Here is a 14,429-nt window from a genome sequence, read left to right on the forward strand (position 1 = left end):
CGTTTCGTGGATAAGCGTGTCGCTCGGGAGGCTAGAATAGGGCCCTCCGTCGAACCGCGCGAGGAGGAGTCTGGATTGCGGCTTAGAACTGCTCGGCGGCGGCGTCGAGGACGGCTTCGAGCGCCTCGTCGCGCGCGCCGGTCAGGAACTCGATGCGACCTTCGCGGATGCCCGCGGCGGCGAGGCCGGCGGCGGGCGCTTTCTCGGCGGCCGACTCGACGACTGCGCGGAGGTCGAGGTCGCCCGTGGCGCGGAGGTAGAGTTCGTCCATGCCGAGCGCGACGGTCACGAAGGCGTCGCCCTCACGGGTTCGGCGGTGGAGTTCGTCCACGAGCAGGCCCGTCGGCGGGAAGTCGAAGCGGTGACTGTAAGCGTCGGAGTCGAGGACGGCCGCGGAGATGGCACCGACCTCGCGGCGTTCGAGGTTCGCCTGCGCCGTCTCGATTTCGTCTTCGAGCTTGATGCGGAACTGCTCGGAGACGTGGCCGGCGAGGCCCTCGTCGGCGTCGAACAGCAGGTCTGCGATGAGTTCGCGCTTGTCCTGATACGACTGGTAGTAGGCCTCCAGCGCGACGGCCTCGCGGAGTTCGCGGACGCGGTCGGCGTCGAAGCCGTGCGATTCCGCGAGGTCGAGGTACTGCTGCGGGCAGTTCTCCCAGTAGCTGACCGCGGGGAGGTGCGACACGTCGTCGCGCACGTCGTCGTTGACGGCGACGGAAAGCGTGGAGGCGAGCGCGCCAACCGAGAGGTCGCGGGCGTCGGCCCCCTCGCGGGCGGGGTTGACGAGCACGTCGACTTCCGCGGCGACCTCGTCGTCGGCGGGCGCGGCGTCGACGACGACGCGCTCGGAGCCGTAGACGCCGAGCAGGCCGAGACCGTCGAGGGACTCGGCGGTCGAACCGGCACCGAGGAGAAGCACGAGCGGGAGCTTCTCGTCGTGGCGGTCGCGGTCTTCGAGCATCCGCGTCACGTCGTTCGTGGCGGCGTCCATGCCGTAGACGGCCTCTTCGAGCGGGCGACGGGTGAAGTAGTGGTACTCGGCGTCGTCGCGGGGGTGCTCCTCACGGATGAGCGGGAGCACGGCGCGCTCGACGGCCGCGCCGGCGACGTAGCCGTCGGCGGTGGCCGTGTGGCGGACGACGATGGGGCGCGATTCGAGGACGGCGCGGCGGATGGCCTCCGCGGCGTCGAGCAGCGACTTGCCGACGGCGGCGACCGGCTCGTGGGCCGCGAGGGGCGCGACGGCGTCCGGGCGGGCCTCGTCCGAGAGGGCGTCCGCGAGGCGCTGGGCCACGGTGTCGGCCTCGTCGCCGTCGAGAATCGTCAGCTCCTCGGTCTCGATTTGGAGTTCGCCGCGGCGGCGCTCGACCTCGCCGTCGATGCGGACGTAGTCGCCCACTTCGACTTCGGGGTACGCGCGGACGCCGGCCTCGACGAACGCCGCGCAGTCTGCGATGGCCGTCTCGTCGCGGAGTTCGAACACCGTCGGGCCGCCGGTCTGGCGGACGCTGGCGATTTCGCCCTCGACGCGAATCACGTCGCCGACGCGGTCGTCGATGCTGGCGAGCGTCACGCGCTCCGCCTCGTCGGCGGCGTCGTCAGCGTCGGCCTCGGCTTCCTGCTCGGCGTCGACTTCGGCGTCGTCTTCGGACTCCGAGTCGCTCTCGGGCTCCGGCTCCGCGTCGGCTTCCTGCTCGGACTCGCCGTTTGCGGCGATGTCGTCGACGACGTCGCCGGCGGTCGGCGCGCGGTCCTCGTCTCCGGCGTCGGACTCGGACTCAGGCTCGGACGCGGCGTCCTGCTCGGACTGCGAGTCTGCGTCGGACTCGGAGTCGGCGGTCTCGGACGACGTGCTCACGCCGGCGGGCTTCGTCGTCTTGCCCGTCTTCGGGCGCGTCTTGACGGTCGTCGGACCGCCGCTCTCGGCTTCCTGCTCGACGGGCTGGCCGTCGGCGTCGCCGTCGGGGTCGTGGATGCGAGCGCCGCGGAACTCGGAGTCGGACTGGCGAATCGACCAGCCGAGGTCGATGTTGCCGTTGTCGCGGACGTTCTTCACCTGAACGAACACCTCGTCGCCCGGCTCCCAGTCGAGGGATTCGAGGCGGCGGTCGAGTTCGCTGCGGTGCAGTAAGCCAGTCACGTTCGAAGCGAGGTCGACGAAGACACCGAAGTCGGCGTAGCCGTCGACGGTGCCTTTGTAAAATCGGCCGGGGACGAGCTGGTGGGGGCTATTGCCCCGGAATTCGAACCAGACGTCCTCCTCGTGCGTAATCCAATCCATTGCGTTGAGCAAACAACCCCTAACTAAAACGATTGTCGAAAAACGCTCAGAGAAGATTCGCGCGTTCGCGGGCGAGAAATCGCCGCTCGGTCGGTCGAAGCGGGCGAAATACGGGCCGGTTCGGCTCAGACGAGCGCGAGCGCGGCGGCGAGTTCACCGAGGGCGCGGAAGCCCCCGAAGGCGTAGCCGAACACCACGCCGGCGGGGACGGCCGCCGCGACCGCGGCTTTCGGCACCGTCGTCTGGTGGACCTCGCTGATGCCGACGACGAGGAGTACCGCCCCGTAGACCGCACAGAGGGCGCGAACGCCGGGAATCGGGAGGCTGGCGAAGGCACAGGGCGCGGCGGCGTAGGCGATGACCTGCACCGTCTCGCTCACCCCCGCGCGGCGGGACAGAAGCGGGATGAGAAGCGCCGTCTGCATGGCCGCCGTCAGGTGGAGCAACGCCGGCGCGACGAACAGCGCGACGACGAGCAGGGCGACGAGCGCCGAGACGAGCGGGCCGCCCTCGATGGCCGGAATCGTCGCCGGCGCGAGGGCGTACCCGAGGCCCTGATAGACGAGCGCCACCGCGATGGCGAACACCAGCCCGGGCGCTTGGTCGCCGGGAGCGACGCCGTCCCGGAAGAACTGGCGGGGGCGAGCGACCACCGCGACCCACGCGCGGAGGAGGCCGGACAGCCCGCGGTCGCGGCCCTCCCGTGGGGTTTCGACCCAAGTAGTCACGCTAGCCTCTAGTCCCGCCGGAGGGTATGACAGTTCCGACACCGCGCCTCGTAGGACTCCTCCGCGCCGACGAGGATGGTCGGGTCGTCGACGTGGGCCGGCTCGCCGTCGATGAGCCGCTGGTTCCGGGTCGCCGGCTCGCCGCAGACGGTGCAGATGGCCTGAAGCTTGTCGACGTACTCGGCGAGCGCCATCAGTTGCGGAAGCGGGTCGAACGGCTCGGCGCGGAACGTCTGGTCGGTCCCCGAGACGACGACGCGCTTACCGTCGGCGGCCAGCGCCTCGCACACGTCGACCAGTTCGGCCGAGAAGAAGTTGGCCTCGTCGATGGCGACCACGTCCTCGCCGTTGAGTTCCTCCGCGATTTGCCAGACGCCCTCGCCCTCGGAGGGGACGACGCTCGCCTCCCACGACCGGCCGGCGTGCGAGCCGACCGTCGTCTCGCCGTAGCGGTCGTCGAGTTGGGGCTTGAACACCGAAATCTCCTGCCCGGCGATTTCGGCCCGGCGGAGGCGTCGGAGGAGTTCCTCCGTCTTCCCCGAGAACATAGAGCCGGAGATGACCTCTATCCATCCGCTCTGCGTGATGGCGTGCATATCCTGACAGGGGGACGAGGAGGGTCAAAACGATTGTTCATCTGCCGCGACGGTCAGCCGTCGAGACGGGTCGGCTCCGCGGTTCGACGCCGCTGACAGGCGGGGTGGACGGATGGCCCGTGACGGCGAGTCAGTCGTCAGCGCCGACGTTTTCGCCGCTTTCGAACGTCGGCGGCTCCGGCTCGATGTTGGCGTAGACGACCGCGTCGCGGCCGAGTCGTTCGACCCGCTCGCGCAGGTCCTCGTCGGTGATGTCGTCGCCGTCGAACGACGAGGAGACGCGGGGAATCGCGACCTGATGGGGAAGCACCCACGAGTTCAGCGACCGGCAGACCGACCGGAGATGTTCGAGGGCGGTCACGGGGAAGGAACCACCGGCGACGGCGAGTAGGCCGACGGTCTTCTCTCCGAACTCGTCGAAGCCGCAGTAGTCGAGGGCGTTCTTGAGGATTCCGGAGTACGAGCCGTGGTAGACCGGCGTCCCGAGGATGACCGCGTCCGCGCCGTCGACGACGCGGACGAGTTCGGCCGAGCCGCCCTGCTCGTCGAAGTCGGCGTCGAGCGGCGGGAGGTCGTACTCGCGGAGGTCCACGAGTTCCGTCGTTCCGCCGGCGGCGGACGCGCCTGCGAGGACGTGTTCGAGCGCCAGTCGGGTGTAGCTGTGGTCGCGGAGACTGCCGCAGATGGCGACCACGTGCGGCTGCGTCATATCCTGTGTCTCCGTGACTGCGTGAAAACCCCGTCGGCCGCCTCCGGGCGTGTCGGACGGGCGCAACACACAGGGAGCCGGGGGGCGAAAACCAACCGTGAACGTCGTCTTCCACGTCTCCAGCGCCGACCTCGGTGACTGGCGACACGCCATCCGCAACGTCCGAAACCTGCTCGACGACGAGACGGTCGAGACGGACACTGTCACCCTTCTTGCCAACGGCGACGCGGCGCTCCTGTTTCTCGATGACTCGCCCGTCCGCGACCGCCTCGACTCGCTGTTCGAGGCCGGCGTCCGCTGTTGCGCCTGTCGGAACTCCCTCGACGGCCGCGGGTTCGACGCCGACCGCCTGGCCGACGGCGTCGAGGTGGTCCCCTCGGGCGTCGGTGAACTCGTGACGCGACAGGCGGCCGGCGACGCCTATCTGAAAGTGCCGTAATGGAAATCGCCCGGAGGTGGCGCTACTTCGCCAGCGAGACGCGGACGCCGTCGTCGCCCTCCGCGACATCGACGAGGCCGTCGGATTCGAGGTCGTCCACGAGGCCGCGGAGCCACTCCGCACCCGTATCGCCGCCGTAGTCGACGCGGACTCGGGGTCCTAACTCCGAGAGGCCGAGGTCGTCGTACTCGCCGAGAACTCTGACGACCCGCCCGCGGAACTGCCGCCTGCTCCCCTCGAAACTCGGCTGGGTCGGCACGTCGGGCGCGGTGAAGTCGCCGGTCTCGTAGGCGTGGCAGAACCGCCGCCACGGACAGCCGGACTCGTCGCAGGTGGGCGTCTTCCCGCAGGCCACGCCCCCCAATTCCATGATGGCGTTGTTCCAGACGCGGGACTCGCCGTCGGGCATGAGTTCCGAGGCGGCGGCTTCGAACGCCGCGTCGTCGTCGGGGACCGCGAAGGCGCGGTGCAGCACCCGCTTGACGTTGGTGTCGACCACCGCGTCGCCGTTGTTGAACGCGAAGGAGGCGACCGCGTTGGCGGTGTAGGGGCCGACGCCCATCAGCTCGGAGAGGCCGTCGGGCGTCCGGGGGAACTTGCCGCCGTGGTCCTCTTCGACCTGCCGAGCGGCCTCGTGGAGGTACTTCGCGCGGTTGTTGTAGCCCAGTCGGTGGTCCGTCCAGAAGCCGACCACGTCGGCGCGGTCGGCCGCCGCGAGGTCGGCCGTCGTCGGCCACTCGTCGAGGAACGCCTCCCACGCCTCGACCACGCGGCCGAGTTGGGTCTGCTGGCTCATCACCTCGGAGACGAGAATCTCGTAGGGGTCGTCGGTGCGCCGCCACGGGAAGTCCCGGTGGTCGGCCTCGTACCACTCGGTGAGCGCGGACTGGACTGCTTCGCGGTCGAGGTCGGCGGGGAGTTCGGACGACGCGTCGCTCATCGCCCCGGCTTGGGACGGCCGGCGTTTAGCCGTGGCGATGCCGGAGCGCGGTCCTTCCCGCGCGGTCGAAACGCGTATCCCCGTGACGGCCCCATCGCCGGGCGATGACGCTCGACGAACTCACAGACGACGTTGACGCGGCTTACGGAGACCTCGGAGACAGCCTCGACGTGTCGCTCGACCGCGAGACGCGACACGAACTCGCCATGCTCGTCGCCCTGTTCGACCCCGACGACGCGGACGAACTCGTCCGCCGGGCGGTCCACGCGCTGTTCCAGTCGGAACTCGACCGCGGCCAACTGGACTTCCACCTCCAGCAGGGCTACGACGTGACCTACGACGAGTACCTCGCGGGGATGACCTACGACGAGATGACCGGGCAGTCGCAGGCCCCGCCGCGGGACGACGTGCGCCGCTATCAGATGTAAACGCGGCCGAGAGCGACCCGCCCCGCTCCGACCAGACCCGACTCAGACGATTTCGGCTTCGATTTCGACGCCGTCGATGCGGCGGTAGCGGTGGGGTTCGCTGTCGCCGCCGTCGCCGCCGTCGCCGTCACTGTCGCCGTCGCCATCGCCGCCACGGTCGACCTCGAACGCCCGGAGGAGCACCACCAGTCGGCCGTCACCGAGGTTGGCGCGGAGGACGACGCCCTCGCCGGTGACGACCACGTAGGGCGGGGCCGCGACGGGCGGCGCGGCCATCGGTCGACCGGTAGCCGTCACCGCGTCCGCGAGCGCCCGAGGCAGGCGAGACAGCGCGCCGGAGCCGTCAAGCGCGCGCCTGAACGGGGGCACGACGCGCTCGCGGTCCGTCACGGAATCGCCGTCCCACTCCGCGGTGACGGCGGTGGCGCACTGGCCGACGACGGTCAGCAGTCGCTCGTGGTCGTCGCGGAGCACGCGGACGGCCTCCTCGGGCCCGGCGGTGGGTGTCGCGTCAGTCACGACCCGAGGTGCGTCGTCCCCGAATAAAAACCTCCGCGAGGCGGTCGCCACCTCCCGGACGCTTTTTCCCGGCGCGGGCCGCCAGTACGCACATGGAACTCGCCGCCATCGAGGACCTCATCGAATCGCACATCGAGGACGCCGACGCGACGGTCTCGCGGCCGCGAACGGTCGACCAGGACCACGAGGACGACCACTACGCCGCCGTCGTCGTCTCGCCCGCCTTCGAGGGGAAGTCGCTCGTCCAACAGCACCAGCTCGTCTACGACGCCCTCGGCGACCACATGACGACGGACATCCACGCGATGGAGCTGAAGACGTACACGCCCGAGGAGTACGCGGCGCGCGAGGAGTGACCGAACCGCCGCGGTCGCCGCGGCCGTCGCGGTTGGCATGTCAGCTGACGCGCCGCGCGACCGCCGACAGTCGCGGCTGTCAGTGAGGCGCACGGACCAATGGATTTTACCTCCTGCCAAAACGACCCCCGAATCATGGGCGACGATGATTATCGAATCGAGCGGGACAGTCTCGGCGAGATGGAAGTGCCTGTCGACGCCTACTGGGGCGCACAGACCCAGCGGGCGGTCGAGAACTTCCCCATCTCCGGCATCACCTTCGGGCGGCGGTTCGTCCGCGCGCTCGGCGTGGTGAAGAAGGCCGCCGCGCAGGCCAACCGCGACCTCGGCATGATAGACGAGGACGTCGCGGCCGCCATCGTCGAGGCCGCCGACGAGGTCATCGCCGGCGAGCTCGACGACCAGTTCCCCGTCGACGTGTTCCAGACCGGTTCGGGCACGTCCTCGAACATGAACGCCAACGAGGTCATCGCCAACCGCGCCGCGGAGATTATGGGCGAGGGCATCGGTGACCGCGTCGTCCACCCGAACGACCACGTCAACTTCGGCCAGTCTTCCAACGACGTGATTCCGACGGCCATGCACGTCGCCTCCCTCGAAGCCGTCGAGAAGGACCTGCTTCCCGCGCTGGAGACGCTCGCCGCGGCGCTCGGCGACAAGGAAGCCGAGTTCGACGGCGTCGTCAAGACCGGCCGAACCCACTTGCAGGACGCCACGCCCGTCCGCCTCGGACAGGAGTTCGGCGGCTACCGCACGCAGGTCGAAAAGGGCATCCGCCGCGTCGAGAACGTGCGCGAGCACCTCGGCGAACTCGCGCTCGGCGGCACCGCGGTCGGCACGGGACTCAACACGCACCCCGAGTTCCCGGCGAAGGCAGCCGAGTACATGACCGAGGAGACCGGCGTCGAGTTCCGCGAGGCCGACAACCACTTCGAGGCGCAGGCGGCCCACGACGCGATGAGCGAGGCCCACGGCGCGCTCCGCACCGTCGCCGGCTCCCTGAACAAAATCGCAAACGACCTCCGCCTGCTCGCGTCCGGCCCGCGCAACGGGCTCGGCGAACTCGAACAGCCGGAGAACCAGCCCGGCTCCTCCATCATGCCCGGGAAAATCAACCCGGTCGTCGCGGAGGCGGTCAATCAGGTCCACAAGCAGGTCGTCGGCAACGACGCCGCCGTCTCCGCCGGTGCCGCGGAGGGCCAAATCGACCTCAACCTCTACAAGCCCGTGCTCGCGCACAACTTCCTCGAATCAGCGAAGCTGCTGGCGAACTCCTCGGAGGTCTTCGCCGAGCGGTTCGTCGCCAAACTCGAAGCTAACGAGGAACACTGCGAGACGCGGGTCGAACAGTCGATGGCGCTGGCGACGGCGCTCAACCCCGCAATCGGCTACGACAAGGCCTCGAAGGTGGCGAAGAAGGCGCTCGCTGAGGACAAAAGCGTCCGACAGGTCGCCGTCGACGAGGGCTACCTCACCGAGGCGGAAGCCGACGAGGTGCTCGACCCCGAGAAGATGACCCATCGCGGCATCCTCGGCGACGACTGAGCCCCGGCGAAAAACAGTCCACTTTTTGATACGTTGAGTCGAGCGGGCGACCCGCTCGGTTCGGGTCGCGTTCGCGTCGATTTCGGTCAGTTCAGCCGCGAAGACGGTTATATTTACTCGGCTCGCGGTAGCAATCGCACTCCGGCGCTGCCGTGACAGTCACCCCCGAGTGAAGAACTGTCACGAAATCTCGAAAATCGGTATTTTGAAGCTTGATTTTGACGATTATACCAGTATGGCCGGACTGCAACAGCAGCGGGCCCGCGGGCGAGACATGTTGGAGTGTCGAGGTTGTGGGGCCGTATTCCCGGAGGGACGAGCGACGAACGACGGGTGGACGTACGTCTGTCCCGAGTGTGAACAGGTCGAAGGTATCGATGAGGGGCTTCGTCGCCTCTGACGGCAGACTGAATCCTTTTTTACTCCCCCCGAACGCAGGGAGTACCAATGACCGAGTACGACTACGACTACGAGGACCTCGGCCTCGTGGCTGGGCTGGAGATTCACCAGCAACTCGACACCGAGACGAAGCTGTTCTGCGGGTGTCCGACCGACCTCCGCGAGCCCGACGAGGCGACGCGCACGTTCACGCGCTTCCTCCATCCGACCAAGAGCGAACTGGGCGAACTCGACGACGCCGCGCTCGAAGAGAGCCGCGTCGAACGCGAGTTCGAGTATCTCGCCTACGACTCGACCTGTCTGGTCGAAGAGGACGACGAGCCGCCGCACGAACTCGACCACGAGGCGCGGACGGTCGCCATGCAGATTGCCGAACTGCTCGACATGAACGTCGTCGACGAGGCGCACGTCATGCGCAAGCTCGTCATCGACGGCTCGAACACCTCGGGGTTCCAGCGCTCGTCGCTCATCGCGCAGGAAGGCGAGATTCAGACCGAAGACGGCCCCGTCTCCGTCGTGGACCTCATGCTCGAAGAGGAGTCCGCCCAGCGCGTCGAAGAGCGAGACGACGGCGTCCTATACAGCCTCGACCGCCTCGGCATCCCGCTCGTCGAAATCGGCACCGGCCCGGACATCTCCTCGCCCGAACAGGCGCGCGAGGCGGCCCAGACCATCGGGATGCTCCTGCGCTCGACCGGGAAGGTCAAACGCGGCCTCGGTACCATCCGGCAGGACGTGAACGTCTCCATCGCCGACGGCGCGCGCGTCGAAATCAAGGGCGTGCAGGCGCTCGACCAAATCGACGAAATCGTCCGCTTCGAGGTCGGCCGACAGGCGGAACTCGTCGAGATTCGTGACGAACTCCAGTCGCGCGACGCCTCCGTCGGCGGCGTGGCCGACGTGACCGACGTGTTCGAGGACTCGGACTCCGGCGTCATCCGCGGCGCGCTCGACGCCGGCGGGAAGGTCACGGCCGTCCCGCTGTACGGCTTCGACGGCCTCGTCGGCCGCGAACTCCAGCCCGACCGCCGCCTCGGCACCGAACTCTCCGACCACGCCAAGCGCCACGGCGCGGGCGGCATCTTCCACACCGACGAACTCCCGGCCTACGGCGTCACCGAGGCCGAGGTCGAATCGCTCCGCGAGGCGGTCGACGCCGGCCCCGAGGACGCGGTCGCCATCGTCGCCGACGACCCCGAGACGGCCGACCTCGCCATCGACGCGGTCGCAGAGCGCGCCGAAGTCGCCATCGAGGAGGTCCCCGAGGAGACCCGCGGGGCCAACGACGACGGCACGACGCGCTACCTCCGCCCGCTCCCCGGCGCGGCCCGGATGTACCCCGAGACGGACGTACCCCCCGTCGACCTCGACCCGAGCGACGTGGAGACGCCCGAACTCCTGACCGAGAAGGTCGACCGCTACCAAGCCGAGTTCGGCCTCGACGCCGGCCTCGCGGAGCAGGTCGCCTACGGCCGGACGATGCCGCTGTTCGAGGAGGCCGTGGACGCCGGCATCGACGCGACGTTCGCGGCGGGGCTGCTCGAATCGACGCTGACCGAACTCCGCCGCGACGACGTGGCCGTCTCCGAACTCACCGACGACCACCTGCTCGCGGTCATGCAGCTCGTCGAGGACGGCGACCTCGCCAAGGAGGGCGTCAACGACGTGCTCGCCACCATCGCCGAGGACCCGAGCCTCACGGCCGAGGAAGCCGTCGAGGAGGCCGGCCTCTCCGGCGTCTCCGAAGAGGAGGTCCGCGAGGCCATCGCGGAGGTCGTCGAGCGCAACGCCGACCAAGTCGAACAGCAGGGCATGGGCGCGTTCTCGGCGCTCATGGGCGAGGCGATGGGCGCGCTCCGCGGCAAGGCCGACGGCGGCGTCGTCAGCGACGTGCTCCGCGAGGAGATTCAAAAGCGGGCCTGACCGCCGAGGCCTCGGACCGCATCCCGTTTTCTCCGTTCTCGGTTCTCACGACGCCGAGCGCCCGCTCTCGCGGACGAACCGCCGCCAGCCCCACCGCCCCGCGAACTCGACGCCGGCCGCGACGACGAGAAGCACCAACAGCACCGGCCCGAAGATGAGGAACATCCCCAGCGCATCGGTCTCGCCGCGGACGTGGAGGAACGCCCACCAGACGAGTTCCGTGACGCCGAACAGGCCGACGAGCGGCGCGACCAGCCCGCGGCGAGCGAACAGCAGGGCCGAAACGGCGACGAACCCGGCGAGCAGGAGGAACGAAACGCCGAGGAAGCCCGCCGCGGTCAGCGGGTCTTCGACCAGCCCCGAGGGGAACGCGTCGGTGACGAGTCGCGCCGCGGTCCAGACGGCGAGCGTGGCGAGGGCGTAGCCGCCGCCGACGAGCGCGGGCGTCAGGAAGCTTCGGGCGCTCCGGGCGCGGGTCGCGTAGACGACGGCGACGGTGCCGAGCGCGGCGGCGACGGCGACGATGTGGGTGAGAAGCCAGTTGCCGAGCACCGGGTCGGGCGAGCCGGGCATCTCAGCGCACCTCGATTCGCGTCATCGACTCGTCGGCCATCGCTGCCAGTCGCTCCACGCGCTCGTCGGTCGAGGGGTGGGTCGAAAGCAGGTCCGACACCGAGTCTTCGACCTCGACCTCGCCGTACACCCACAGCGGCGACAGGCCGTGTTGCGGCCGGGCGGCCCGCTCTAACTTCCGCAGGGCCGACGCGAGCGCCATCGGCTTGTCCGTCACCTCGGCGGCCCGCGCGTCGGCCGCGAACTCCCGTTTTCTCGACTGCGACCGGACGAACACGGTGAGGCCGAAGCCGAACAGCCCGACGAACTCGTCCAGTCGGAGGCGAATCCGCCCGGCGAGCGTCTCGGTCCACGACCCCGGCCGGCCGCGCATCCACGCCGAGCCGAGGGCGACGCCCGTCGTCAGGAACGTCACCGGCGAGACGAACAGGTAGCCGACGCCGACGACCGTCTGGAGGACGCTCGCCACGAGCGACTGGACCAGCCCGTCTTTCCGTTCGAGGTGCGCGAGTTCGTGCGCGAGCAGCGCCTCGAACTCGTCGGCGTCGAGGAGGCGGAACAGCGAGGCGTCGAGGACGACCACGTCGCGGCCCATCGGGTCGAGCGCCATCGCGTTCGGCGCGGCGAAACGCGCGAGCTTCAGCGTCGGCGGGTCGAGGTCCATCCGCTCGGCGAGGCGGTCGCGCAGGCGGTGGACCGACGGCGACTCCGCGGGCGACATATCCCGCGCGTCGAGTTGGCTGAGCAGTCGCACCGTGCCGAAGCGGAAGCTCAGATAGCCGAGGACGACGGCGACTGCGACGCCGACGACGGCGGCGGTCAGGGGGTCGGGGCGAAGCCGCCAGAGCGTCACCACCGCGAACGCGCTGAGCGCGCTGAGCGAGAGGTAGAACGCGAGGACGACGACGCCGACGGCGACCATCGGGAGGCGAGAGCGGCGCGGGGACGTTGCCATCTCGCGTGGGGATACGGGGTCGGACCGCAAAAGCTGTCTGGCGCTCAGGGGCGGGGGAACGAAAACGGGGTGCGCTCGGCCGCGTGCGCCGCCCGGACCGCCGACACCGCTACTTTCTCCACGGGGCCGGCCGAAGGGGAGTCATGCAGTTCTTCGAGGATTTCGCGGCCGGCGACACCCACGAGTTCGGCGCGTACGACGTGACCGAAGCGGAGGTGCTGGAGTTCGCCGAACAGTACGACCCGCAGTGGTTCCACACCGACCCGGAGCGCGCCGAGTCCGAGTCGATGTACGGCGGCGTCATCGCCAGCGGTTGGCACACCACGGCGATGACGATGCGCCTGCTCGTTGACGGCTTCCTCGGTGACTCGGCCGCCCTCGGCGCGAAAGGCGTCGACGAGCTTCGCTGGTGGAAACCGGTGTATCCGGGGGACACGCTCGTCGTGGAAAACGAGGTGCTGGAGACGACCGTCGAGACCGACAGCCGCGGCCTCGTGGAGATTCGGACGACGACCCGCGCGGAGCGCGAGTCCGGCGAGGTCGAGAAAGTCTGTTCGTTCGTGAGCTACGTGATGTTCGCCCGCCGGGACGACGACGCGGAGTAGCGCGGACGCGTCAGCTCTCGTCGTCGCGGAAGCGGTCCGGGTCGCGGACGGCCTCGGCGGCCCGGCGGAACACGCCCGTCAGCGTCGCGGCCTCGCGCTCGGTCGGGTGGGCGCGGCCGAGCAGTCGGCGCATCATCCGCGAGGTCTTGGTTCGCTTGTGTTCGCGGTAGTCCACGGCGTCGAGCAACTCGTCGAAAAAGCGGTAGACGACCTCGATTTCCGCCTCTGAGGCGCGCTCGCGCTCCACATCCGGTAGCTGCGTCTCCTCGACCGTAAACCGGCGAAGTTCGTACATGAGAAGCGTCGCCGCCTGCCCGAGGTTGAGCACGGGATAGCGGTCGTCGGCGGGGATACAACAGACCTCGTCGAGCATCGCCAACTCCTCGTTGTCGAGGCCGGTTCCCTCGCGGCCGAAGACGAGCGCGGTCTTCGTCTCCACCGACTCCAGCGAGTCGGCGATTTCGACCGGCGTCTTGAACGGGTAGCGGACGTGCCGGGTGGAGTCCTCGTGGGAGACCGCGGTCGTCCCGACGGTGTGGAACTCCTCGACGACCTCCTCTAGGGTCGTCTCGGTGGCGTTCGGAAGCACGTCCTCGCGGGCGTGGCCGGCGAAGCCGTAGGCCTCGCCGTCGGGGTCGAGCGGCGGCGGGTCGACGAGGCGGAGGTCGTAGATGCCGAAGTTCTTCATCGCCCGCGCGATGGTCCCGACGTTGCCGGGCGTCTCGGGTTCGACGACGACGACGACGAACTCGCGGTCCCCGGCGTCACCGGTGGCGGCGTTGGCGGTATCGGCGGTATCGGCGGCGTCGGCAACATCGACGGCGTCGGCGTCTGGGTCGTCGCTCATTTCGTCGGGTAGTCCGTGTCGAGGTCGACGCCGTCGAGGTCGTCTTCGGTCAGGGGCGTCCCGTCCTCGTCGTCCGCGCCGGGGCCGTAGTCGCGGAGGTTGATACGCTCGCCCTCGACGAAGTTCTCCTCCAGCCGGCGCTGTATCTCGTTGGCGTCCGGCGGCGACGGGAGTTCGTCGGGTTCGGTGTCGACGTACTCCAGCCCGCCGTAGCCGTCGGGCGCGCGGCCGCCGGCGGCGAACCACTCGTGGAAGGCGTCGGCGAACACCGCGTCGCCGACGAGGTCGCGGCCGTCCTCCTCGCGGAACCAGTAGAGGAAGTCCGGCTCGTGGTGCTCGCAGAGAAGCACCTCCTCGCGGGGCTCGCCGTAGACGATGGCGGCCTGTCGGCACTGCTGTATCTCCTCGTCGCCGTGGATTAGATAGCAGGCGTCGCACGGCTCCTCGACGAGCGAGACGAGGCGCATGAGACGCTCCCGTGGGTCCTCGGGAATCTCGTCGAGCGGTTTGAACTCGCCCTCGTCGGTGAATATCTCGGACTCTTCGAAGCGCCATCCGCGGAGTCCGACGCTGACCTTCGCCATGG

At 69.2% G+C, this 14,429-nt stretch carries 17 protein-coding genes; 7 read left to right on the forward strand and 10 right to left on the reverse strand.

The window, feature by feature from the left end:
- Positions 1-82: 82 nt before the first annotated feature.
- The 4 genes from E4P24_RS14540 to E4P24_RS14555 form a co-directional block, all read right to left on the reverse strand.
- Positions 83-2,281 carry a DHH family phosphoesterase gene (locus E4P24_RS14540; protein ID WP_188148628.1) on the reverse strand — a complete coding sequence of 733 codons (2,199 nt, stop codon included), beginning with the start codon at positions 2,279-2,281 and terminating at the stop codon, positions 83-85.
- A 125-nt stretch (positions 2,282-2,406) separates the two neighbouring features.
- On the reverse strand, positions 2,407-2,934 hold the full coding sequence (locus tag E4P24_RS14545; protein WP_004061204.1) for a YIP1 family protein: 528 nt from the start codon (positions 2,932-2,934) through the stop codon (positions 2,407-2,409).
- An 83-nt stretch (positions 2,935-3,017) separates the two neighbouring features.
- Positions 3,018-3,605: a thymidine kinase gene (locus tag E4P24_RS14550; protein WP_004061202.1), complete on the reverse strand. Its 588-nt coding sequence runs from the start codon at positions 3,603-3,605 to the stop codon at positions 3,018-3,020.
- 130 nt (positions 3,606-3,735) lie between these two features.
- On the reverse strand, positions 3,736-4,314 hold the full coding sequence (locus tag E4P24_RS14555; protein WP_188148629.1) for an NADPH-dependent FMN reductase: 579 nt from the start codon (positions 4,312-4,314) through the stop codon (positions 3,736-3,738).
- A 97-nt stretch (positions 4,315-4,411) separates the two neighbouring features.
- Between E4P24_RS14555 and E4P24_RS14560 the strand changes: the two genes are divergently transcribed.
- Positions 4,412-4,753, forward strand: coding sequence for a DsrE family protein (locus tag E4P24_RS14560; protein WP_004044711.1), 342 nt, complete (start codon positions 4,412-4,414; stop codon positions 4,751-4,753).
- 22 nt (positions 4,754-4,775) lie between these two features.
- Here the strand turns inward: E4P24_RS14560 and E4P24_RS14565 are convergent, their stop codons facing one another.
- Positions 4,776-5,693 carry an A/G-specific adenine glycosylase gene (locus E4P24_RS14565; RefSeq protein ID WP_115802750.1) on the reverse strand — a complete coding sequence of 306 codons (918 nt, stop codon included), beginning with the start codon at positions 5,691-5,693 and terminating at the stop codon, positions 4,776-4,778.
- Between the two features lie 104 nt (positions 5,694-5,797).
- On the opposite strand from E4P24_RS14565, the gene E4P24_RS14570 reads away from it, so the two are divergent.
- The gene (locus tag E4P24_RS14570) at positions 5,798-6,121 is read left to right on the forward strand and encodes a hypothetical protein (protein WP_188148630.1); all 324 of its coding nucleotides are present in this window, start codon (positions 5,798-5,800) and stop codon (positions 6,119-6,121) included.
- Between the two features lie 42 nt (positions 6,122-6,163).
- On the opposite strand, the gene E4P24_RS14575 is transcribed toward E4P24_RS14570, so the two are convergent.
- Positions 6,164-6,640, reverse strand: a complete 477-nt coding sequence (locus E4P24_RS14575; RefSeq protein ID WP_115802749.1) for a hypothetical protein — start codon at positions 6,638-6,640, stop codon at positions 6,164-6,166.
- Positions 6,641-6,732: 92 nt separating this feature from the next.
- Between E4P24_RS14575 and E4P24_RS14580 the strand changes: the two genes are divergently transcribed.
- From E4P24_RS14580 to gatE, 4 genes are all read left to right on the forward strand, one after another.
- Complete coding sequence (locus E4P24_RS14580; protein WP_004044717.1) at positions 6,733-6,996, forward strand: BolA family protein; 264 nt, start codon at positions 6,733-6,735, stop codon at positions 6,994-6,996.
- 135 nt (positions 6,997-7,131) lie between these two features.
- Positions 7,132-8,541, forward strand: coding sequence for a class II fumarate hydratase (locus E4P24_RS14585; RefSeq protein WP_006601578.1), 1,410 nt, complete (start codon positions 7,132-7,134; stop codon positions 8,539-8,541).
- A gap of 235 nt (positions 8,542-8,776) precedes the next feature.
- Positions 8,777-8,941, forward strand: a complete 165-nt coding sequence (locus tag E4P24_RS19260) for an HVO_2901 family zinc finger protein (RefSeq protein WP_305037778.1) — start codon at positions 8,777-8,779, stop codon at positions 8,939-8,941.
- Between the two features lie 47 nt (positions 8,942-8,988).
- A complete protein-coding gene (gatE, locus tag E4P24_RS14590) occupies positions 8,989-10,863 on the forward strand; it encodes a Glu-tRNA(Gln) amidotransferase subunit GatE (protein WP_008608558.1) in 1,875 nt (624 codons plus the stop codon).
- A 45-nt stretch (positions 10,864-10,908) separates the two neighbouring features.
- Here gatE and E4P24_RS14595 read toward each other — a convergent pair whose 3' ends face one another.
- On the reverse strand, positions 10,909-11,436 hold the full coding sequence (locus tag E4P24_RS14595) for a hypothetical protein (protein ID WP_188148631.1): 528 nt from the start codon (positions 11,434-11,436) through the stop codon (positions 10,909-10,911).
- A 1-nt stretch (position 11,437) separates the two neighbouring features.
- Positions 11,438-12,358 (reverse strand): M48 family metallopeptidase, encoded by a 921-nt coding sequence (locus E4P24_RS14600; protein ID WP_188148688.1) that lies wholly within the window; start codon positions 12,356-12,358, stop codon positions 11,438-11,440.
- A gap of 176 nt (positions 12,359-12,534) precedes the next feature.
- Here E4P24_RS14600 and E4P24_RS14605 point away from each other — a divergent pair, with 176 nt between their 5' ends.
- Positions 12,535-12,996 carry a MaoC family dehydratase gene (locus E4P24_RS14605; RefSeq protein WP_004061184.1) on the forward strand — a complete coding sequence of 154 codons (462 nt, stop codon included), beginning with the start codon at positions 12,535-12,537 and terminating at the stop codon, positions 12,994-12,996.
- A 10-nt stretch (positions 12,997-13,006) separates the two neighbouring features.
- Here E4P24_RS14605 and E4P24_RS14610 read toward each other — a convergent pair whose 3' ends face one another.
- Positions 13,007-13,843, reverse strand: coding sequence for an RNA methyltransferase (locus tag E4P24_RS14610; RefSeq protein WP_004061182.1), 837 nt, complete (start codon positions 13,841-13,843; stop codon positions 13,007-13,009).
- Positions 13,840-14,427 (reverse strand): hypothetical protein, encoded by a 588-nt coding sequence (locus E4P24_RS14615; protein WP_004044724.1) that lies wholly within the window; start codon positions 14,425-14,427, stop codon positions 13,840-13,842. The genes E4P24_RS14610 and E4P24_RS14615 overlap by 4 nt, the downstream gene beginning before the upstream one ends.
- Positions 14,428-14,429: the final 2 nt, after the last annotated feature.

Origin of the sequence: Haloferax sp. AS1 (assembly GCF_014530665.1) — an archaeon.
In the GTDB taxonomy this organism is placed as follows: domain Archaea; phylum Halobacteriota; class Halobacteria; order Halobacteriales; family Haloferacaceae; genus Haloferax; species Haloferax volcanii.